Source organism: Polyangium jinanense (genome assembly GCF_028435265.1).
GTDB classification, from domain to species: domain Bacteria; phylum Myxococcota_A; class Polyangia; order Polyangiales; family Polyangiaceae; genus Polyangium; species Polyangium jinanense.
The window spans coordinates 992113-1011412 of the sequence record NZ_JAGTJK010000001.1 but is presented as its reverse complement, the minus strand read 5'-3'; the positions used below and the strand labels follow the sequence as shown (position 1 = coordinate 1011412).

Annotated in this window: 15 protein-coding genes; 14 read left to right on the top strand and 1 reads right to left on the bottom strand. The window is 70.0% G+C overall.

Annotated elements, in window-relative coordinates; genetic code table 11:
* Positions 1–5 precede the first annotated feature (5 nt).
* From KEG38_RS04100 to ftsH, 6 genes are all read left to right on the top strand, one after another.
* On the top strand, positions 6–2741 hold the full coding sequence (locus KEG38_RS04100) for a serine/threonine-protein kinase (RefSeq protein ID WP_272417664.1): 2736 nt from the start codon (positions 6–8) through the stop codon (positions 2739–2741).
* A gap of 12 nt (positions 2742–2753) precedes the next feature.
* Positions 2754–4148 carry an FHA and sigma-54 interaction domain-containing protein gene (locus tag KEG38_RS04095; RefSeq protein ID WP_272417663.1) on the top strand — a complete coding sequence of 465 codons (1395 nt, stop codon included), beginning with the start codon at positions 2754–2756 and terminating at the stop codon, positions 4146–4148.
* A 196-nt stretch (positions 4149–4344) separates the two neighbouring features.
* Positions 4345–4890 carry an AgmX/PglI C-terminal domain-containing protein gene (locus KEG38_RS04090; RefSeq protein WP_272417662.1) on the top strand — a complete coding sequence of 182 codons (546 nt, stop codon included), beginning with the start codon at positions 4345–4347 and terminating at the stop codon, positions 4888–4890.
* A gap of 46 nt (positions 4891–4936) precedes the next feature.
* A complete protein-coding gene (locus tag KEG38_RS04085; protein WP_272417661.1) occupies positions 4937–6790 on the top strand; it encodes an FG-GAP repeat domain-containing protein in 1854 nt (617 codons plus the stop codon).
* A gap of 49 nt (positions 6791–6839) precedes the next feature.
* Entirely contained in the window at positions 6840–7154 is a 315-nt protein-coding gene (locus tag KEG38_RS04080) for a hypothetical protein (RefSeq protein ID WP_272417660.1), read from the top strand.
* 111 nt (positions 7155–7265) lie between these two features.
* On the top strand, positions 7266–9167 hold the full coding sequence (gene ftsH, locus KEG38_RS04075; RefSeq protein WP_272417659.1) for an ATP-dependent zinc metalloprotease FtsH: 1902 nt from the start codon (positions 7266–7268) through the stop codon (positions 9165–9167).
* Here the strand turns inward: ftsH and KEG38_RS04070 are convergent.
* Positions 9062–9511, bottom strand: coding sequence for a hypothetical protein (locus KEG38_RS04070; RefSeq protein ID WP_272417658.1), 450 nt, complete (start codon positions 9509–9511; stop codon positions 9062–9064). The two genes, ftsH and KEG38_RS04070, sit on opposite strands and share 106 nt — an antisense overlap.
* A gap of 214 nt (positions 9512–9725) precedes the next feature.
* Here KEG38_RS04070 and KEG38_RS04065 point away from each other — a divergent pair, with 214 nt between their 5' ends.
* The 8 genes from KEG38_RS04065 (at position 9726) to KEG38_RS04030 (ending at position 19275) form a co-directional block, all read left to right on the top strand.
* On the top strand, positions 9726–10490 hold the full coding sequence (locus KEG38_RS04065) for a class I SAM-dependent methyltransferase (RefSeq protein ID WP_272417657.1): 765 nt from the start codon (positions 9726–9728) through the stop codon (positions 10488–10490).
* Between the two features lie 135 nt (positions 10491–10625).
* Entirely contained in the window at positions 10626–11105 is a 480-nt protein-coding gene (locus KEG38_RS04060) for a chemotaxis protein CheW (protein WP_272417656.1), read from the top strand.
* Entirely contained in the window at positions 11102–12598 is a 1497-nt protein-coding gene (locus tag KEG38_RS04055; protein WP_272417654.1) for a CheR family methyltransferase, read from the top strand. The genes KEG38_RS04060 and KEG38_RS04055 overlap by 4 nt, the downstream gene beginning before the upstream one ends.
* Before the next feature lie 27 nt (positions 12599–12625).
* Complete coding sequence (locus KEG38_RS04050; protein WP_272417653.1) at positions 12626–14101, top strand: CHASE3 domain-containing protein; 1476 nt, start codon at positions 12626–12628, stop codon at positions 14099–14101.
* 190 nt (positions 14102–14291) lie between these two features.
* Complete coding sequence (locus tag KEG38_RS04045) at positions 14292–14882, top strand: chemotaxis protein CheW (RefSeq protein ID WP_272417652.1); 591 nt, start codon at positions 14292–14294, stop codon at positions 14880–14882.
* A 22-nt stretch (positions 14883–14904) separates the two neighbouring features.
* Complete coding sequence (locus KEG38_RS04040; RefSeq protein WP_272417651.1) at positions 14905–16983, top strand: hybrid sensor histidine kinase/response regulator; 2079 nt, start codon at positions 14905–14907, stop codon at positions 16981–16983.
* A complete protein-coding gene (cheB, locus tag KEG38_RS04035) occupies positions 16980–18146 on the top strand; it encodes a chemotaxis-specific protein-glutamate methyltransferase CheB (protein WP_272417650.1) in 1167 nt (388 codons plus the stop codon). The genes KEG38_RS04040 and cheB overlap by 4 nt, the downstream gene beginning before the upstream one ends.
* A gap of 31 nt (positions 18147–18177) precedes the next feature.
* A complete protein-coding gene (locus tag KEG38_RS04030) occupies positions 18178–19275 on the top strand; it encodes a response regulator (RefSeq protein ID WP_272417649.1) in 1098 nt (365 codons plus the stop codon).
* The last annotated feature ends 25 nt before the right edge of the window (positions 19276–19300 follow it).

Genomic DNA, 19300 nt, shown 5'->3' with positions numbered 1-19300 from the left:
ACCTTGTGCACAATGGCCCGGGCTCGATGCTCGCCGAGAACACCGTCTTCGCCGGACGTTACCGGATCGTACGTCGAATCGCGGCGGGCGGCATGGGCGCGGTCTACGAGGCGCGGCACCTCGAGACCGAGCGGCCCTCGGCGCTCAAGGTGATGCTGCCGCACGTCGCCGAGAGCGCGGCGCTGCGCGAGAGGTTCCGGCTCGAAGCGCGCGCCGCGGCGCTCGTCGAGAGCGCGCACGTGGTCGAGGTGCTCGACGCCGGCGTCGATGAAGCGACCGAAAGCCCGTTCCTCGTGATGGAGCTGCTCCGCGGCGAAGACCTCGGCCGCAGGAAGGCGCGGCTCGGACGGCTCTCGCCCGAAGAGGTCGCGACGTGGATCACGCAGACGGCGCGCGGGCTCGACGCGCTGCACGCCGCGTCGATCGTGCATCGGGATCTGAAGCCTTCGAACCTGTTCGTGGCGGAGCGCGCGGGCGAGGCGCCGCGCATCAAGCTGCTCGATCTCGGCGTGGTGAAGCGCGTGGCCGAGACGGCGGGCACGACCGCGGCCGTGGGGACGCCGTTCTACATGGCGCCCGAGCAGCTCCGGAACAGCAAGGTCGGTCCGGCGACGGACGTGTATGCGCTCGGCATGGTAGCGTTTTCGCTGCTCGTCGGGCGCGAGTACTGGGCCGACGAGGCGCTCGCCTCGGAGAGCACGCTCTCGTTCGCGCTGACGACGCTCGACGGGCCGAAGGTGCCCGCCTCGGAACGCGCGGCGAAGTCCGGCGTCACGCTGCCCGCCGCGTTCGACACGTGGTTCGCGCAGGCGACGGCGAAGGATGTCGAGGCTCGTTTCCCGAGCGCGGGCGCGGCCGCTGAGGCGCTCGCGCGCGCGCTCGACGTGAAGGCCGAGAGCGCGATGCAGGCGGCCCCGGAGGCGCCCGCGCGCGTGGCCTCGCCCGACGCGGAGACGGTGCCCGAGGTCGCGCCCGCGCAGGAGCGGACGCAGACGCTCTCGCTCGGGGGCGAAGAAAAGATTGTCCTGCCACCCCCGAAATCCGTCACGGCTCCGGAGGCCGCGGCGGTCTCGCAGGCGCCCGCGGACGAGCCCAAAGCGAAGGGACGATCGCTCGGGCGGAAAATCGCGGCGGCGCTCGGGATCGTGGCGCTCGCCGCGGGCGGCGTGCTGTTGCTGCGAGAAAAAACGCTCGCCCCCATGCCAACTCCGGCGCCCGCGCCGATCGCGGTCGTCGAGGCCGTCGAGTGCGCGGCCGCGACGATCACGGGGACGGGCGCGACGGCCGCGCTCGGCGATGCGCTCGGCAAAGGGGCCTGCGCGCGCCTCGCGATCGAGCTCGGGGTGGTTTGGAAAAACGAACCCGCCGCGCGGCTCGACGTGAACGCGGAGATCGCCGAGGGGTCCACGAAGGTCACGCTCGCCATCGCCGGCAAGAAGGCCGAAGGCAAAGGCGAGACGCCGATCGCCGCGACGAACGCCGCGATCCAGGCGCTCCTGCCGGCGCTCACCCGGCCGGCTCCGTCGAAGGAGCACCTCGTTTGGTGGGGCGCATCGGACGCGGAGAGCGCGCGCCGGATCGAGCGCGTGGTGCGGCGGCGCGCCTTCGGCTTCGCGGCGTGGGACGGCGTCGAGACGGAGGCGCTCGTCCGATCGCAGCCGACCTCGGCCGTGGCGCACGCGCTCTTCGCGTGTGATCTCCGGAGCAAGGGAGATCCGGCGCGGACCCAGGCGGCGAAGGAGGCTGCGCTCGGGCGGCTCGGGGGTCTCTCCCAAAGTCGCGCGAACCTGCTCGAAGGTGTTTTGAGGACGTACGTTCCTCCCTCGCCGCAGCCGGAGGTCGAGCGTGGCGTGTCGCTTCTGATCCAGTCGTACGGTGAGCTCGCGGAGGCCCCGGATTTCGCGGCGCTCTACACGTCGTGTGGGTGCATCGTGACGGATCAGACGCTGCCGATGGCCGATTGGCTCGCGAAGCGCTGGCCCACGATGGCGCTGCCGATCCTGCGCTGCGCGCTGCCCGCGGCGGACGACGACGATCCGCGTTTCTCGCGTTTCCTCGGCTGGATGGGCGCGACGCTGCCGGAGATGCGGGGCCGGTGGACCAAGCGGCTGCTCGAAGCAGGCCGCATCGAGGAGGCGCGCGAGGCGGTCGAGATCCGTGGCGCGCTCGGCGTGGAGACGGCGACGCGCGCGGAGATCGCCCGGGATCGAGCGTACGTCGCGTTCGCCTCGCTCGACGGGCGGGCGGCGATCGCGATCGCGGAGGAGCTGCTCGGCGAACCCGATCCCGAGGCGAACCACGAAGGCGCCACGTTGCGCATCGGCGCGATGCTGCTCTCCGGCCGCGTGGACGACGCCCTCGCGGCGTGGAAGCTCGAAATCGGGCGGCAGAAGATCCTCGGACGCGAACAACAAGCGGAGGCGCTCGCCAAGGACGAGCTCCGCATCCGTCGCTTGCTCGGGCGCGAGAAGGGAGACGCGCGCGCTGCGGAAGGCGAGTTCGAAGCAGCCCTCGCCCTGGAAAAGCGCGGTTCGAAGAAAGAAGCGGAGGAGGCATACCGGGGCTGCCTCGTGCAACCGTGGGACGTGCCGTTCGATGCGATGGCGGCGCGCGTTCGGCTCGCGGAGATGCTCCGCGCGGCCGGAAAGACGGACGAAGCACGCTCGCTCGATGCCGCCGTGGACAAGGCCTGGGCTGGGGCGGATCCGGGCCTGCGCGACTTCGTTCGCCGCATGAAGTAAAACGGCTCTCGCATGACGAGCAGCGACACGAAGACGCTCTCGCCGACGAGAGACGCGGGCAGCGATCGCGCGGCCATTCGCGCGCCGCTCCTCTTGCTCTGCCTCGAGAGCCACCGCCCGTTCGCCCCCGCCGCGCGCCTCTCGCTCGCGGGGCTCGACGAGGTCGCCCTCGGCCGCGGCTCCGCGCGATCGTTCGAACGCGTATCATCGCGGCGGCTCGCCGTGCGCGTGGACGACGCCTGGATGTCCACGAACCACGCGCGGATCGGAAAAGTCCTCGGCCGGTTCACGATCGAGGACAGCGGCTCGAAGAACGGAACCCGCGTGAACGGCGAGCCCGTCACGCGCGCGGCGCTCGCCGATGGAGATCTGATCGAGCTCGGCCGCACGTTTTTCGTGTTCCGCGAGGGGCTCGAGGTCACGCCCGAGGATCCGCCCGTCGTCGAGGTCGCCTGGGACAAGGCAAAAGCGCCAGGCCTTGCGACGCTGTTGCCCTCGCTCGGCCGCGCGTACGAGACGCTCGCGGTGATCGCGCGGGCGACGCTCCCGATCCTCGTGACGGGCGAGACGGGCACGGGCAAGGAGGTCACGGCGCGCGCGATCCACGCGCTTTCGGGGCGATCGGGGGCGTACGTCGCGGTGAACTGCGGCGCGCTGCCGGAGTCGCTCGTGGAGGCGGAGCTGTTCGGCCATCGGCGCGGCGCGTTCTCCGATGCGAAGGAGGATCGGCCGGGGCTCGTGCGCGCGGCCGATCGCGGCACCTTGTTCCTCGACGAGATCGGCGAGCTAAGGCCGCCCGCGCAGGCGGCGCTCCTCCGCGTGCTCGAAGAGCGCGAGGTGCGGCCGATCGGGGCGACTTCGCCGGTGAAGGTCGACGTGCGGTTCGTCTCGGCCACGAACCGCGGCCTCGAACGCATGGTGGAGGCGGGCACGTTTCGCGCGGACCTCTTCCATCGGCTCGCGGGCCATCGCATCGAGCTCTTGCCGCTACGGGAGCGTCGCGAGGACCTCTGGCTCGTCGCGGCCTCGCTGATCGAGCGTCACGCGGGGCCCGAGGCGCCTTCCGTGCGGCTCCATCCGTCGGCGGCGCGCGCGATGTTCGAGCATGCGTTCCCGGGCAACGCGCGCGAGCTCGAGAAGGTGCTCGGCGCGGCACTCGCGCTCGCGGGCGGGGGCGAGGTCACGCTCGACCACCTCCCGCCCTGGGCGCGCGACGAGGCGCCCGCGGAGGAGCCCGCGGCGGCGAAGGACCACGAAGGCGAACCTTTGCGCGAGGAGCTCGTGCGGCTCTTCCGCGAGCACAAGGGCAACGTCTCGGCCGTGGCGCGCGCGATGGGCAAGGCGCGGATGCAGGTGCAGCGCTGGATGAAGCGGTACGGGATCGAGCCGGACGCGTTCAAGAAGTAGGGGTGCAACGGGTGCAACGGGTGCAACAGGGGGTGCAACCGGTGCAACCGCCACGCGGCAGCCGGAAGCAGGCGTGTTTCAGAGAGCCAGGCCACGAATTCCCGCGCCCCGGGGCCCGTTTGGGCATGGCACGCCTGCTGCAATGGCTCCTCGACGAAGCCAACAACAACCCCGGCTGAATCGAATGGAGGTTCCCATGACGACGCTCAAGCACTCGATCCTTTCGCTCACGATTGGCCTTTTCTCGGCGATATTCATCGGCGGCTGCGCGGCCGATGCGGCAGGGGTCGACGAGAAGACGACGGCGGAGGCGGTTTCGGAGTCGGGCAACGCCAAGAAGGGCGATTATGGTTATGAAATGAAAGACCTCCGCCTCGTGTCGGGCGAGGCCGTGCCCGCGGCGGACGCGGTGACGCCGGATGGGCGCGTCGCTCCGGAGGAGGTCATGCGCCAGGCAAACGCGAAGATCCCGGCGCTCCGCGCCTGTTATGCGGAGGCGCTGAAGAAGGATCCGGGCCTCGGCGGCAAGGTGATCGTCCGGATGCACGTGGAGAAGGACGGCTCGGTGAGCTCGTCGCGCGTGAGCGGCGGCTCGATCGGCGACGCGGCGCTCGGGAGCTGCCTCGCGAAGGAGCTCGGCTCGATGACGCTGCCGGCCGCGACGAAGGGCTCGCTCGAGGTGTTCTATCCGATCGAGCTCAACCCGTCGGATCTCGCGTCGAGCGCGCCCTCCGGCGCCTGATGCCCGAACGCTCGACATCGGGGCGCGTGCCGCTACCCTGCGCGGCATGCGCCCTCGACTTTCAGCTTGCCTCACCCTGCTTACCCTCACGAGCCTCCCGGCCTCTGCGGCCGCGGCGCCGATCTTCGTCGAAAAGACGGAAAACCTCGGCTCCCCGCAGCCCTGCGCCGCCTCGAACGAGGGTTGCTATTCCCATTACGTGCTCCTCGTCGACCTCGACGGCGACAAAGATCTCGACGCCGTCTTCGCGAATGGCGGCGGGTATTATACGCCGTCCACGACCGCGCCGCTCGCGGCGTACTTCAATGACGGCACGGGCAACTTCCAGGAGGTCGGCGGGACCTCGTTCGGGGGTTTTTCCGGGCGCGTGCGACAAATCGCGGCCGCCGACGTGGACGGCGACGGGGACGTCGACCTTTATGTGCCGGATTCATACGGCATGCAGCCCGACGCGCTCTTCGTGAACAACGGCCAGACCCCGCCCCTGTTCACGAACGAGGGCGCCGCGCGGATCGGCACGTCGTCGCGCTCGGCGGGCGCGCGGTTCGGCGATCTCGACGGCGACGGGGATCTCGACCTCGTCTCCACGGACTGGGGGTCTGATCCGCCAGACTCGGCCGGCACGGCGCGGGTCTACCTCAATGACGGCGCCGGGGTTTTCCAGGAAAAGGCCGAGGCCGTGCCGCAGGGCACGCAGGCGATCGGCACGGGGCCTATCGACGCGGACCTCGTCGACGTGGACGGCGATTTTGATCTCGACCTGCTCCTCGCGAGCCGCAAAGGCGAATCGCTCCTGTTCCGGAACGACGGCACGGGCACGTTCGTCGACGCGAACGGCGACCTGCCGGATCAACCGGGCCCGTACGTGTACGGCCCGGACGCGTGTGACGTCGACGGCGACGGCGACCTCGATCTGTGGCTCGACAATGGCGCGACGAACCTGCACGAGCAGCTCCTCGTGAACGACGGGAAAGGCGTCTTCGCGGACGAGACGGCGGCCCGGGTCGTGGGAAACATCGGCGCCGACGACAACGAGGTGCAATGCGCGGACATCGACGGGGACGGCGATTTCGACGCGGTGATCGCGTCGCTTTCGGGGAACGAGCGGGTCCTCGTGAACGATGGCACGGGCCATTTCACGCTGCTCGCCGGCACGTTCCCCACGGAGAATGACGCCACCCTCGGGCTCGATCTCGGCGACGTGAATGGCGACGGGATCCTCGACGTGATCACGGCGCAGGGCGAGTTCGGGGATTTCCGCAATCGGCTTTATTTCGGGGTGTCGCCGCAGCCGATCGACACGCGCCCGCCGGTGATCCGCGCCGTCGAGGCGCTGCCGAGCGGAATGCCAGGCGGCGAGCGGGTCGTGCGGTTCGCGGTGAGCGACGGGTCGACGACGGACGCGGGGCCGAGGCTCGCGAAGGCGTTCGTCGAGCTGGAAGGCGCGGGCGGCGTGGCGCTCGCGCAATTCATCGGGGGTGATCTTTTCCGCGCGACGTTCGTGGCGCCGGGAGACACGACGGTCGTCTACCGCGCGTGTGCCGAGGATCGGCAGGGAAACAAGGCGTGCAGCGCGTCGCAGAGCTTCACGACCGGAAGCGGCAACGGCAGCGGTGGCGCAGGCGGTAGCGGCGGCGCGGGCGGCATCGGCGGCACGGGCGGTAGCGGCGGCGCGGGCGGAAGCGGCGGCGCGAATGGTGGAATGGGCGGCGCGGGCGGCGCAGGTGGCCAGGAAAAACCCGACCTCGTCGTCGAGGACGAGGGAGGCTGCGGCTGCCGGATCCCCGGATCCCGTGGCCCCGATGCCGGCGCGATCGGCCTCGTCGCGCTCGTTTTCGGCTGGCTCCTCCGGCGTGGAATCTCCCGTGACCACCGTGCAGTGTCACGCCAAAAACATTGAAATCCTGCGGCGGGTCGCGCGTGTGGCGCTCTTCTGGTACGCTCCGACCATGAAGAACTTGCTCCTTTCCTCGATCCGCCCGCTCTTCCTCCTCGGCATCCTCACCGCGGCCCTGCCCGCGTGCCGCACCGACGCCGAGGCCGTCTGTGACATGAAGTGCGATTGCGAGGGCTGCAGCGCCCCGCAGCTCGACGACTGCTATCGCCACATCGACAACGAAGAAATCGAGGCCGATCGCCGCGGCTGCATCGATTACTGGGACGAGCTCCAGGCCTGCGAGTACGACACCGGGCGCTGCGGCGGCGCGGATTGGTCGACGAGCTGCAAGGACGAACAGGAGCGCTGGAACAACTGCAGGAAGTGACGCGCGCTCGTCCGCTTCCCGGATGGCTCTGACCGCTCCCTGTTCGCGGAAGGAAAGCATGGGCGCAAGCGGGTTGCTGGGGCGCTCCGTCGTCTCCATGGCCCCCTTGGAATGCCCGAGGTCAACCCGAAACAACGCGCGTGGAGCTGGCTTTTCTATGCGTTCCTGATCCTCGCGGCGCTCGCGTTTTCGGGCGTCTTCGGGCCTACGGGCGCGCGCACCGTGCCCTACGACGAGGCCGTGCGGCTCGTCCAGGAAGGGCGCGTCGCGTCGGCCTCCGTCACAGCCGATGACGTCGTCCTCCGGCTGAAGGCGGAAAGCCCGCCGCCCGCGGAGACCACAAAAAAGCCGCCGAGCTTCCTGCCCAGGCCCTCCCCGAAAGGCGAGGAGGTGCGCACCGGCCGCATCCCCGGCATGGAGCGCGAGCCGCTCATCGACGCGCTGCTCACGAAGGACGTCGCCGTCGACGCGCGCCCCTCGCGCACGCCGTTCTGGGTCATCGCGCTCTGGTGGATCGTCCCGCTCGTCATCATCAATCTCCTATTTTTCGCGGCCTTCCGGCGCGGGGCCGGCGGCGGCGTGGGCGGGCCGCTCGGGCTCACCCGCGCGCGGACCCGGCTCTACGACCGCGCGGCGCGCGAGCCGGTGCGTTTCTCCGATGTCGCCGGCGTGGACGAGGCCAAGGCCGAGCTCGTGGAGGTCGTCGACTTCCTCAAACACCCGGCGCGTTACCGGGCGCTCGGCGGGCGGATCCCACGCGGGATCCTGCTCGTCGGACCGCCGGGGACCGGAAAAACCCTGCTCGCCCGGGCCGTCGCCGGCGAGGCCGAGGTGCCGTTCTTCTCGCTCAACGCGAGCGAGTTCGTGGAGATGTTCGTCGGCCTCGGCGCCGCGCGCGTTCGCGATCTCTTCACCGAGGCCCGGAAAAACGCGCCGTGTATCGTGTTCATCGACGAGATCGACGCCGTCGGCCGGAGCCGCGGCGGGCTCGGCGCGCTCGCGACGCACGACGAGCGCGAGCAGACGCTGCAGCAGCTACTCGCCGAGCTCGACGGCTTCGATCCACGCGCGACCGTCATCCTGATGGCCGCGACGAACCGGCCCGAGGTGCTCGATCCCGCGCTGCTCCGGCCCGGTCGGTTCGATCGGCAGGTGATCGTCGATCGACCCGATCTGGCCGGGCGCGAGGCGATCCTCGCGGTGCACGCGCGGCGCTTGCCGCTCGGGAGCGACGTGGACCTCGGCGCGGTCGCGCGGCGGACGCCGGGCATGGCCGGCGCGGATCTCGCGAACATCGTGAACGAGGCCGCGCTCGCGGCGGCGCGACGGAGCGGCACCGAGATCACGCAGGCCGATTTCGAGGACGCGCTCGATCGCGTGCAGCTCGGTTTGCGCCGCCGCGGCATCATGATGACGCCGGGCGAGCGGCGTCGCGTCGCCGTCCACGAGGCGGGACACGCACTCGTCGCGCTCGCCTTGCCCGAGGCCGATCCGGTGGAGCGGGTGTCGATCGTGGCGCGCGCGATCTCGCTCGGCGTGACCATTCAGGTCCCGCGCGACGAGCGACACGTGCTCACGGAGTCCGAGCTCGAAACGCGCGTGATGGTGCTGCTCGGCGGTCGCGCGGCGGAAGAGCTCTGCCATGGCTCGCCGTCGACGGGCGCGCACGACGATCTCGGGCGAGCGACCGCGCTCGTGCGAGAGATGATCACGCGCTTCGGGATGAGCCGGCGGCTCGGACTGCCCGCGCTCGCGCGGACCGTGGGCTCACCGCTGCTCGGCGTGACGCAGGAAGAGCGGCTCTGCAGCGACGAGACCGCGCGCGAGATCGACGAGGAGGTGCGCGACCGGCTCGCCGAGCTCTTCGGTCGGGCCAGGGCCTTGCTCGAAGCCCGGCGCGCGAGCCTTCAGGCCGCGGCGGAGGCGCTGGTCGCCCGCGAAACCTTGACGGGGGCCGAGCTCGCGCGCATCGCGGACGAGGCGGCTGCGCGCGAGGCGCCGGGCGCGGCTTGACCGCGAAGGGCCGGGACAAGTCCCGCGATGCCGAGGGCGAGGAGCGGGTATCCCGCCAGGATGAAGGCCAAATCGCCGACGATGAAGCCGCAGAACAGCATCATCAGCACGATGCAGAGGCCGACCTGCGCCTTGTCGCGGTAGGACAGGCGCGGATCGAGGGCCGCGAGGCCGACGGCGACGACGCTCGCTCCGACGGAGCCGATGGAGCCGGCGATGATGACCCCGAGCCCACCGCGACCGATGATCACGGCGGCGAGTCCGAGGGCCGTGAAGACGCTCGCGAGGACGAGATCCTTTCGGGACGAGCTCCGCGAGGCTTCGTCTTCTCGAACCGATTCCATGCGCACCATGAACGTCCCCACGGTGCACCTCGCGTGCCCGGCCGGATCCATCGGTAAAACCCACGATCGGATCCCCGCGCACCTCGCGCAAATGGCGGAAAGCTCACGCTACGGAAGGCGCGCGGATTGCGTGCTACGCGCATGCTTTGCGTTTCGAATGCGGATAGAGGGCATGATATCGTTACGCAACGAAAGCCGCTCGAGGGAGCTTGCAATGTCGATGCCGGATCATGTCGCGAAGAACCAGGAGTACTGGAACCGAATCGCTGGTGAATACCAGCAGCAGCACGCCGAGCATCTCGGCATCGTGGAGCCGACCTGGGGGGTGTGGAGCATCCCCGAGCGCGACCTCCAGATCCTGGGCGACGTCGCGGGCAAGGACGTGCTCGAATTCGGCTGCGGCGCCGCGCAGTGGTCGGTGGCGCTTTCGCGCCGCGGGGCGCGCATGACGGGGCTCGATCTCTCGACCGAACAGCTCCGCCACGCGCGCGCGCTCGTCGAGCGGGAGGGCGTTTCCGTGACGCTCGTGCAAGGCAGCGCCGAGGCGGTGCCGCTGCCGGACGCGAGCTTCGACCTCGTGTTCTGCGATCACGGGGCGATGACGTTCGCCGACCCGCACAAGGCCGTCCCGGAGGCGGCGCGGCTCCTGCGTCCGGGCGGGATGTTCATCTTCAACATGGCGACGCCGCTGCTCTACCTCGTCGTCGACAAGGCCACGGATCTCGTGGTGCCCGCGCTCGTGAACGATTACTTCGACATGAAGCCGTGGGAGGATCTGGACGGCGCGACGTCGTTCCAGCTCCCGTACGGCGAGTGGATCCGGCTGTTCCGGCGCTCGGGGTTCGTGGTCGAGGACCTCGTCGAGATCCGGCCGCCCGAGGGCGCGAAGACGACCTACGAGGGATATGTGCCGCTCGAATGGGCACGAAAGTACCCGGCCGAGCACGTGTGGAAGGTGCGGCGCGAGCCTGCGCGATGAAGTGAAACAGCATCACGCCGACACTTCACCAGCCATTCGCGGTTTCGCACGGGGATCGTCGATGTTTTGACGGGGGAAAGCGCGGGATGACCACTTTACAAGGGCTGTCTGCGCGTGCGATGGAGATAGATAGCCATGGAAGAACCCACGGGTCGACGCACCTTTTTGCTCGTCCGGGCGCGCTCCTGGGTGTGCGCGTTACCCGCGTCGTCGGTCGTCGAGACGATGCGCCCGCTTTCGATCGACCCCGTCGCGAACGCGCCGCGCTTCGTCGTGGGCGTCTCCGTGGTCCGCGGCGAGGTCGTTCCGGTCGTATCGCTATCGTCCGTTCTCGGTGGCAGCGAACGAACGGAAGCGCGGCGCCTCGTGCTGGTGCGAGCGGGCGAGCGGCGGATGGGGCTGCTCGTGGAGGACGTGGTGGGCCTCGAGGAGTTCGACGAGAAGCGCCTCGAGGCGCTGCCGCCGCTGCTTGGCGCGGCGCTCCCCGCGGAGGTCGAGCGCATGGGCTCGCTCGATGGGCAGGCGCTCGCGGTGCTGGACGCCGCGCGCCTGCTCCCGGCGGACGCGTTCGCCGCGCTCCCGGGCGCCGCTTCCCTTTCCGACGAATCACGATGAACGCCCCGCGTGACGCCAAGGGCATCGAGGACCTCATCGAGGCCCGCTTCGGCCTCGCGCCCTCGGCGTTTCAACGCGACCGCATCGAGACAATCCTCGACGAAAAGCCGATCAAGAGCGGCGGGCCGATTCCGCTCGAACGCCTGGTCGAGGCGGTGACGGTCGGCGAGACCTATTTCTTTCGCGAGCCCATGCAAATCGACGCGCTCGTGCGGCGGGTGCTCCCCGAGCGCGCGCTCGTGGGGCCGCGGGGGCGGAAGTTACGTATTCTCTCGGCGGGCTGCTCGTCCGGCGAGGAGCCGTATACGATGGCCATCGCGGCCGAGGTGACCACGCCGGAGCTCTCGCCGCTCCTGTCGATCACGGGGCTCGATTTGAACGGGGCCGCGATCGAGAAGGCGCGGCGGGCGCGTTATTCGCCCTGGGCCGTGCGCGGGGCCTCGCAGAAGATCCGCGAACAGTTTTTCAGGAAAGACGGCGAGACGTTCGTGCTCGATCCGCGCATCCAGAGCCGCGTGACCTTCGAGGAGGGCAACCTGCTCGACGTGCTCGCGCGCGTGCCGGAGGCCACGTACGACGTCGTTTTTTGCCGCAATGTGCTCATTTATTTCTCGGAGCGCGCGCTCCACCGGGCGCTCGCCGGGTTTGGCCGGGCGCTCCTGCCGGGCGGATATCTCTTCCTCGGCCACAGCGAGTCCCTCCGGGGGATCTCCGACGGCTTCGAGCTCGTGCACGAGCACGACGCATTTTATTATCGATTGAAAAGCCCGAGCGCCCCGACGATCACGACGACGCCCGCGTTCTTGCCGCTTCCGCTCCCCGAGCCCCCGATGCGCGCGCTCTTGCCCACGCCGGAGGACGGCACGTTCGCGTGGGCGGAGGAGATCCAGCGCTCGGCGGACCGGATCGCCCGGATCGCGGAGACGCGGGAGGCCGGGGATGCGGCGAGCGTGGGCCAAGCGCGGGCAGCGGAGGCGCCTTCCGCGCTCGCGCGTGTGCTCGATCTGCTCGAAGCGGAGCGACACGACGAGGCGCTGCTCCTGGTTTCGACGGCGGGTCCGGGCGCGCCGCCGGAGCTCGAGCTCTGCCGGGCGGCCATTTACGGCGAAAAAGGACGATTGCGGGACGCGGAGCGCACGCTCGGCGCCTTGCTCGCGCGGGGGCAATGCGAGACGGGGGCGCATTACCTGCTCGGGTTGCTCCGCGAAAACGAGCGCGACATCGAGCGGGCGGCGTGGCATTACCGCGAGGCGAAGCGGCGGGATCCGCTCTTCTCGCTGCCGCGTTTGCGGCTCGGCATGGTGCTCCGGCGCGAGGGATACGGCGCCCAAGCGTGCGTGGAGCTCGAAAAGGCGCTCGATCTGCTCCAGCGCGAGGAGCGCGCGAGGATCGTGATGTTCGGCGGGGGGTTTCGCAGGGAGGTGTTGCTCGAGCTGTGCAAGGCCCAGCTCGGTGCGCTGGGTGTCCCGAAGCGAGACCCGACACCCGTGTGATCGGATGGAAAGAGGGAGGCGGGCAACGTGCGCAAATCATGGACGGTCGGGCAGCAAATCGCGGCGGGGTTCTTGCTCCCGCTCCTCATCCTGATCGCGCTTGGTGCTTTTTCGTATCGGAGCACGCAGCGGCTCCTCGCGACGAGCGAGGCGGTCACACACGCGCACGAAGAAATGACGGGGTTGTCGAGCTTCCTCGCGGCGCTCGACGAGACCGAGACGGGCAAACGCGGATTCGTGATCACGGGCCGCGAGGAATTCCTGCAGCCCTATCACACGGGTAAAAAAGGCGTCGGCATCGAGCTCCGGCAGCTCGAAGAGCTTTTCGGCGACGACTCGGACCAGAGAGTCCGCGTCAAACAGCTCCGGCCGCTCGTGGAGGAGCGCCTGCGCGAGATCGACGAGACGATCGACACGCGGAGGACGCAGGGGTTCGACGCTGCGGTGAAGATTGTCATCGAAGGCAATGGTGCGAAGGTGATGGATCGGATCCGGCACGTCGTGGCCGAGCTGAAGACCCACGAGCAAAGGCTCCTCACCGAGCGCAGCACGGATGCGAAGCAGGCCGCCGCATGGTTGAGCCAGATCCTGATCTTCGGCACGCTCGCGGCCGTGCTCATCGTGGCGAGCATCGCGGTGTTCCTGACCCGCGGCCTCGGGGCGCGGATCGGCGCGGCCGTGCAGCACATCCGGAGCGCGGCGGCGGAGCTCGAAGCGGCCGCGACCCAGCAGGTCCGGGGTGCAAAAGGCCAGGTCTCCGCGGCGACCGAGGTGAGCACGACGGTGCGCGAGCTCGTGACGACGTCGCGGCAAATCTCGGAGAGCGCGCAGCGGGTCACGCAGGTCGCGAGCGAGACGGCAATGGCCGCCAAGGGCGGCAATCACACGGTCGAGGGCGCGCAGGAGGCGATCGAGACCGTGCGGCGGCAGGTCGATCAAATCGTCGCGCACATGCTCGATCTGGGACGGAAATCGCAGGAGATCGGCGGGATCCTCGACATCGTCTCGGAGCTCAGCGAACAGACGAACATCCTCGCGATCAACGCGACGATCGAGGCCGTCAGCGCGGGCGAGACGGGGCGTCGGTTCGGGGTCGTGGCGGGCGAGATCCGCAAGCTCGCGGATCGCGTGGGTGGTTCGGCGAAGGAGATCCGCCGGCTCATCGAGGAGATCCGGGCCGCGGCGAATACGACGGTGATGGCCACCGAGGACGGAGCGAAGGCCGTGGAGGCGGGAACGCGTCGGTTCGGCGAGGTGGCGCAGAGCTTCCGGCGGATCGTCGAGTACGTGGGCTCGACCGCCGAGGCGTCGCGTGAAATCGAGCTCAGCACGAAACAACAAACGAGCGCGATGGAGCAGGTGGCCTCTGCGATTGCGGACGTCGCCCAGACGGCGCGCGAAAGCGAGTCCGGTTCGTCGCAGACATTGAACACCGCCTCGCAGCTCTCCGGGTTGTCCGGCGACCTCGTGCGTCTCATCCGACAAGAGGAGCAGGCCGCGTGATCCCGCGCCGATCGTCCCGAAGGCATGGGCCCCTCGCCCACCGGACGCTGCCATTGCAATTGGCAAAACGGGCCGTGCGCGAGAGAAGCACGAAACGAGCGGTATCATACGGGGGCGAAGGATTGTGCGGGCCCCAGGGTTCGTGCTATCTTCATGATTCTTTTTCCGGTTCCGGGGTCGAGGGGGCTCGATGAACGGTCGTTCGCAGGAACGGGACAAGTCGGGCGACGAGGCTCCGGTTTCCGCGCCCAACATTGCAGCGGAGCGACACGTCGTGGAGCTGCGCCGCGCATTCGACACCTCGTTCGCCGCGCCGCCCCGCGACGCCGAGCGATCCGGTGAGCTCGTCCTCGCCATTCAGGCAGGTGGACAGGGCTACGCCCTTCGGCTGTCCGACATCGACGGCGTGCACGAGTGCCGCAAGGTCGTGCCCCTGCCCGAGGGTCCGCCGGGCCTGCTCGGGATCACGGGCATTCGCGGCCGGCTCTTCGCGGTGCACGCGCTCGGGGCGCTGCTCGGCCTGCCGACGTGGAACGAGAAGCCGCGCTGGCTGCTCATCGCGGGCGGCGACGAGCCGATCGCCATCGGCGTCGCGTCGATCGAGGCCTGCCTCGAAGTGAGCCCCGCCGATCTCGTGCCCGTCGATTCGGCGAAGGAGGACGAGGCGCACGTCCGCGAGATCGTGACGCTCGCCGGAGAAGCACGCGGGGTGCTCGTCCTCGAATCGCTGGTCGCGCGGGCATTGGAGCGGGCCGGAGAGCGCCGCGAGGGCGCGTCGTGAGCGAGCCCCGGGAGAATCGCCCATGAACGAGCTCGAGGATTATTTCCGCGACGAGGCAAACGAAATCGTCGAAGGGCTCACGCGGGACCTGCTCGCGCTGGAGAAAAACCCGACGGATGGGTCGATCCTCGCCCGCTGCATGCGGCTCGCGCACACGCTGAAAGGCGCGGCGCGCGTGGTCCGGCAGGTTCGCATCGGCGAGATGGCGCATACCATCGAGGACGCGCTCGCCCCGTTCCGCGACGCCGGCGAGACCATCACCAGCGATTACGTGAGCGATCTGCTCCGGATCCTCGAACGGATCCGCGAGGAGACCATGAAGCTCGGGGCCACGATCGCGCCCGGGCCCGCCTCGGGGCCCGAGGGCAAGGGCGCGAGCAAGCCCGCGCCGCCGCCGATCGACGATCGACTGGAGACGGTGCGCGTCGACATCGCCGACATGGACGCGCTGCTCGAAGGTTTGTCGGAAGCGTCCATCCAGGTCGGCCCGCTGAACGGAGGCCTGGTCGCGCTGCAGCACGCGCTAAGGCTCGCGGTCCTCCTGCGCGAGGAGCTCGAGCTCGGACAAACCCCGGGCGAGCGAGGCCGAAGTCCGCGGCTCGCGGCGCAGATCGCCGAGATCACGCAGAGCCTCGTGCACGCCGAGCGGGACATCGGCGCGTCGCTCGGGCGGATCGAACGCGAGCTCGGCGAGGTGCAGTCGCGCGCGGCGACGCTGCGGCTCCTGCCGGTGGGCGCGATCCTCGGCACGCTGGAGCTCACGACGCGGGACACGGCCGAGGCGCTCGGCAAGACCGTGAGCTTCTCGGCGCGAGGCGGCGAGGTGCGCCTCGAAGGGCACGTGCTCTCGGCCGTGCGCGATGCGCTGCTGCACGTGATCCGCAACGCCGTGGATCACGGCATCGAGCCGTTCGAGGAGCGGATCGGCTGGGGCAAACCCGAGGTCGGTCGCATCCACCTGGAGATCGAGCGGCGCGGCCGGATGGTCGCGTTCCGATGCAGCGACGACGGGCGCGGGATCGACGTCGCGGCCGTGCGGCGAGCCGCCGTGCATCGTGGCCTCGCAACAGGCGAGGAGGAGCTCGACGAGGAGGCGACGCTCGCGCTCGTGTTCCGCTCGGGGCTCACGACGGCCGCGGAAGTGACGGAGATCTCGGGCCGCGGCGTGGGGCTCGACGTCGTGCGCGAGGTGGCGAGCCGGCTGCGCGGATCGGTGCAGCTCACGAGCAAGCTCGGCGAGGGCACGACGATCGAGATCGAGGTGCCGGTGTCGCTCTCGTCGATCCCGGTGCTGTCCGTGATGTTCGGCGGATCGACGGCGCTCGTGCCGCTCGACGCCGTGCGTGGCACGCGGCGCTTGAGCGCGTCGGAGCGGCTGCAAGGGCCTGACGGCGAGCGGATCCTGTTCGGCGATCGAGCTGTGCCGTTCACGCCGCTCGGCGCGGTGCTCGTGCCCGAGAGCGAGGGGCACGATCTGCCGCAGGCCTGCTCGGCGGTGATCGTGCAGTCGGGCGAGGCGTGGATCGCGCTCGGCGTGGATCGGCTGCTCGGCACGATGGACGTCGTACTCCGGCCGCTGCCGCCGGGCGCGGGGACGCCGGCAGCCGTCGCGGGCGCGGCGTTCGACGCGCAGGGCGATCCGCTGCTCGTGCTCGATCCACCTGCGCTCGCGCGGACGGGCGCGCGACGCGGGGCGGCGACGGAGACGCGGCGCGAGGCGCCGAAGCGGCTGCCGATCCTGGTCATCGACGACTCGCTCACGACGCGGATGCTGGAGCAGAGCATCCTCGAGTCGGCTGGCTACGAGGTGGATCTCAGCGCGTCGGCCGAGGAGGGCCTGCGCAAGGCGAAGACGCGCAAGTACGGCCTGTTCATCGTGGATGTCGAGATGCCGGGCATGAACGGCTTCGAGTTCACGGCGACGACGCGCGCGGATCCCGCGCTGCGCGACGTGCCCGTCATCATCGTCACCTCGCTCGCCACCTCGAAGGATCGCGAGAAAGGCGCCGCGGCCGGAGCCTCCGCGTACATCGTGAAGGGCGAGTTCGACCAGAAGCACTTCGTCCGGAAGGTCGCCGAGCTTCTGGGGGCGGCTTCATGAGCAAGACGCGCGTCCTCGTCATCGAAGACTCGCTCACCGTGCGGCGCCGCCTCGTCCAGGCGCTCACGGCCGATCCGGGCTGCGAGGTGGTCGGCGAGGCCGAGGATGGAGCGCGGGGCATCGCGCTCTGCGAGTCGCTCCGCCCCGACGTCATCACGCTCGATCTGATCCTGAAGAAGGGCAACGGCGTCGAGGTCACCGAGCACATCATGGCGTTCTGCCCGACGCCGATCGTGATCGTGTCGGCCTCGTTCAACCGCGGCGACATGATCAAGACCTACGACGCGCTCCGGGCCGGCGCGCTCGAGGTGATCGACAAACCGACCGGCGACGAGCCCGACGAAGCCTGGGCGCGGCGCTTCGTCGAGACGGTCAAGCTCGCCGCGAAGATCCGCGTGATCACGCACCCGCGGGCCAAGCTCAAGCCGAGCCCGCCGCAAGTGCGGCCGCCGGTTCCTCCTCGCGTCCGCCCGACCGAACGAATCCCCGAGCGGATCCCCGAGCGAATCCCCGAGCGGATCCCGCCGCGCGCCCCTGTCGTGCCCGCGCCGATGCCGCTCGCCGACACGGGCACGTCGCACTCGCTCATCGCGATCGGCGCCTCTACCGGCGGGCCGGGCGCGCTCGTGCAGATCCTGCGAGAGCTCCCCGAGACGTTCCCGCTCCCCGTACTGCTCGTGATCCACATCGGCCAGCCCTTCGGCCGCGCGTTCGCCGACTGGCTCGACGGCATGGTGCCGCTCCCCGTCTTCGAGGCGAAGCACGGCGACCTGCTGCCGCCGCCGGGCACGGGGCGCATCCTGATGGCGCCTCCCGAGCGTCACCTCGTCGTGCGCGGGGGACGGCTCTGGCTCGACGACGGCCCGGAACGGCACTCGTGCAAGCCCTCGGTCGATGTCCTGTTCGAGTCGGTCGCCACGGAGATCGGCAGGACGGCGATCGGTTGCCTGCTCACGGGCATGGGCAAGGACGGCGCGCTCGGCTTGCTCGCGATGAAGCGCGCTGGATCGACGACACTCGTCCAGGACGAGTCCACGTCGGTCGTCTTCGGCATGCCGCGGGAGGCCATCCGGCTCGGCGCCGCCAGCCGCATCCTCCCCATCGGTGACTTCGGGCGCACCTTGCTCGCACTCGGTCGCCCGGTTCGAGGGGGAAACGTGTAATAAAGGTAGGTTCGGGGGAAAAGGGGGTCCGATGAAGCCGCAAGTCCTCGTGGTCGACGACAGCCTCACCGTACGGATGGATCTACGCGGCGCGCTCTCGGCCGCCGGCTTCTCCGTGACCGCCTGCGAGACCAAGCGCGAAGCGGAAAAGGCCCTCCGCGAGCGCACCTTCTCCCTCGCCGTGCTCGACGTGATCCTGCCCGATGGCAGCGGCATCGACCTGCTCGGCATGATCCGCGGAAGCGACGAGCTCGCCCATCTCCCCGTCATCGTCCTCTCCACCGAGGCCGAGGTGCGCGACCGCGTGAAGGGGTTGACCACGGGCGCCGACGAGTACGTGGGCAAACCCTACGACATCACCTACCTCGTCCGCCGCGCGCGCGCTCTCTGCGAGCGGACGAGCGGCGAGGAGACCGGTCCCGTCGCCGCCGCGCGCCGCATCCTCGCCGTCGACGACAGCCCCACGTTCCTCACCGAGCTCGCCTGCAAGCTGCGCGAGGATGGCCACGACGTCGTGCTCGCACACTCCGGCGTCGAGGCGCTCGAGCTCCTCGCGGTGCAGTCCGTCGACTGCGTGGTGCTCGACCTCGTGATGCCCGACGTCGACGGCATCGAGACGCTCCGCAGGCTCCGCCGCATGCCGGGCCGCGAGTCCACGCCGACGGTCATGCTCACGGCGAGCGAGGATCCGGCCCTCGCGCGGCGCGCCACGGATGCGGGCGCGTCCGACTTTCTCCACAAGAGCGTGAACCTCGACGCCGTGCGCGCGAGGATCCGCAACCTCCTCCGCAACCGTCGTGCCGCGCAGGCAAGCGCTGCACCCTCGCGCGCATCGAGCGCCGAGAAGCCGCCCGCTTCACGACCGCGCGACGTGGCCTCGGAGAAACCCCTTCTCGCGCGCGTCATCGCGGCGATGGGGCTCTCGCCGCTGCTCGCGCGGAACGTGCTCTCGAAAGCGTGCAGCCGCGCCGGCGTCGACGCGAGCGCGCTCGGCGCCGACGGGATCCGGCGAGCTCTGCCGTGCATCCGCGAGGCCCTTCACATGTTCTACTCCGTCGAGGAGGCGCAACGCCGCACGCAAGAGATGGCTGCGTTGGTCGCGCCCACCTCGGATCATCCGGGGGCGTGAGCGCCTCGGCCCTTTTGCTACGCTC

What these genes read in the sequence shown, in the direction of transcription:
- KEG38_RS04090 (WP_272417662.1), top strand. Translation starts at nt 4,345, where the DNA reads ATGACGACGCTCAAGCACTCGATCCTTTCGCTCACGATTGGCCTTTTC.
- KEG38_RS04045 (WP_272417652.1), top strand. Translation starts at nt 14,292, where the DNA reads ATGAACGGTCGTTCGCAGGAACGGGACAAGTCGGGCGACGAGGCTCCG.
- KEG38_RS04055 (WP_272417654.1), top strand. Translation starts at nt 11,102, where the DNA reads ATGAACGCCCCGCGTGACGCCAAGGGCATCGAGGACCTCATCGAGGCC.
- KEG38_RS04030 (WP_272417649.1), top strand. Translation starts at nt 18,178, where the DNA reads ATGAAGCCGCAAGTCCTCGTGGTCGACGACAGCCTCACCGTACGGATG.
- KEG38_RS04095 (WP_272417663.1), top strand. Translation starts at nt 2,754, where the DNA reads ATGACGAGCAGCGACACGAAGACGCTCTCGCCGACGAGAGACGCGGGC.
- KEG38_RS04070 (WP_272417658.1), bottom strand. Translation starts at nt 9,511, where the DNA reads ATGGAATCGGTTCGAGAAGACGAAGCCTCGCGGAGCTCGTCCCGAAAG.
- KEG38_RS04065 (WP_272417657.1), top strand. Translation starts at nt 9,726, where the DNA reads ATGTCGATGCCGGATCATGTCGCGAAGAACCAGGAGTACTGGAACCGA.
- KEG38_RS04060 (WP_272417656.1), top strand. Translation starts at nt 10,626, where the DNA reads ATGGAAGAACCCACGGGTCGACGCACCTTTTTGCTCGTCCGGGCGCGC.
- KEG38_RS04040 (WP_272417651.1), top strand. Translation starts at nt 14,905, where the DNA reads ATGAACGAGCTCGAGGATTATTTCCGCGACGAGGCAAACGAAATCGTC.
- KEG38_RS04085 (WP_272417661.1), top strand. Translation starts at nt 4,937, where the DNA reads ATGCGCCCTCGACTTTCAGCTTGCCTCACCCTGCTTACCCTCACGAGC.
- ftsH (WP_272417659.1), top strand. Translation starts at nt 7,266, where the DNA reads ATGCCCGAGGTCAACCCGAAACAACGCGCGTGGAGCTGGCTTTTCTAT.
- KEG38_RS04080 (WP_272417660.1), top strand. Translation starts at nt 6,840, where the DNA reads ATGAAGAACTTGCTCCTTTCCTCGATCCGCCCGCTCTTCCTCCTCGGC.
- cheB (WP_272417650.1), top strand. Translation starts at nt 16,980, where the DNA reads ATGAGCAAGACGCGCGTCCTCGTCATCGAAGACTCGCTCACCGTGCGG.